Raw genomic sequence first — 1,403 nt, forward strand, 5'->3', positions numbered from 1 at the left:
GCCACTGGTCGGCGCCGCCGAGGGCGATCGGGGTGATGCCCTTCGCCGTGAGGACCTTGACGTCGGCGAGCAGGTCGACGAGAGCGAAGGCGTTGTGCAGGTCGCCGTGGCCGAAGACGAGGTCCTGGTCGTACTTGATGCCGCGCTGGCCGTTGAGGTCGATGTGGAAGAGCTTGCCCTGGTACAGCGCCTGGGCGATGCCGGCGGCGAAGTTGAGCCCGGCCATCTGCTCGTGGCCGACCTCGGGGTTCACGCCGACCAATTCGGGGCGCTCGAGGGTCGTGATGAACGCCATCGCGTGACCGATCGTCGGCAGCAGGATGTCGCCGCGGGGTTCGTTCGGCTTGGGCTCGATCGCGAAGCGAATGTCGTAGCCCTTGTCGGTGACGTAGTCGCCGAGCAGGTTGACGGCTTCGCGGTAGCGGGAGAGGGCCGAGCGGATGTCCTTGGCCGAGTCGTACTCCGCGCCTTCGCGCCCGCCCCACATTACGAAGGTCTTCGCGCCGAGTTCGGCCGCGAGGTCGAGGTTGCGCAGCACCTTGCGGAGGGCGAAGCGGCGGACGCTGCGGTCGTTCGAGGTGAAGCCGCCGTCCTTGAAGACGGGCTCGCTGAACAGGTTCGTCGTGATCATCGGAATGATCAGGCCGGTGTCTGCACACGCCTGCTTGACGCGGTCGATCTGCGACTGGCGCTTCTCTTCCGTGCAGCCGAACGGGAACAGGTCGTTGTCGTGGAAGGTCAGGCCGTACGCCCCGATTTTCGCCAGGTTCTCCACGGCGTCGACGACGTCGAGCGGCGGACGAGTCGGCCCACCGAAGGGGTCAGCGCCGTTGTAGCCGATGGTCCAGAGGCCAAAGGAGAATTTGTCTGCGGGGGTGGGCGTGATGGCCATGAGGTTCCTTGTCTGTCAGCGACGTTGATGATTTGTTGTATCTATAAACATATTAGGGGAAAAGTGGATGCCGCGCTACCGTCATCCGGCAATCGGTGCGACCGGAACGGGCCGGTCGGGCGGGGCTTCAGCGCGGGGCGACGGTCGCCGCGGCCACGAGGGCGCGGGTGTGGTCGACGGTGCGCAGGGGCCCGGTGAGCCGCAGGTTGAGGGGTGCGGCGACGAGCGCGCTCGAGTGCCCGAGCCGCAGCTCGAGAGCACCGGGTTCGACGATGCGGTCGCCGTCCCTGCCCGTGAACGCGGACAGGTCGGCGTGCACCGTGAACTCGACGCGTGCGCTCGCACCCGCATCCAGCTCGACCCGCGCGTAGCCGATCAGCCGGTTCACCGGGCGCACGACCGAGGCGACCGGGTCGTGCAGGTAGAGCTGCACCACGTCGGCCCCTGCGAGGGCACCCGCGTTCGTGACCGTGAGCGTGACCGTCGTTGCGGCATCCGTGGTCATCGAGGC

2 protein-coding genes are annotated in these 1,403 nt (G+C 67.4%); both read right to left on the bottom strand.

The features are described 5' to 3' along the window. On the bottom strand, window positions 1-892 hold an 892-nt coding region (xylA, locus tag QN345_RS19065; RefSeq protein WP_323509119.1), incomplete at its 3' end, for a xylose isomerase. A gap of 127 nt (window positions 893-1,019) precedes the next feature. After that, a partial coding sequence (locus QN345_RS19070) for a fibronectin type III-like domain-contianing protein (RefSeq protein WP_323509120.1) occupies window positions 1,020-1,403 on the bottom strand: 384 nt, incomplete at its 5' end.

The organism is Cryobacterium sp. 10I1 (assembly GCF_035019805.1).
Taxonomy (GTDB): Bacteria; Actinomycetota; Actinomycetes; order Actinomycetales; family Microbacteriaceae; genus Cryobacterium; species Cryobacterium glucosi.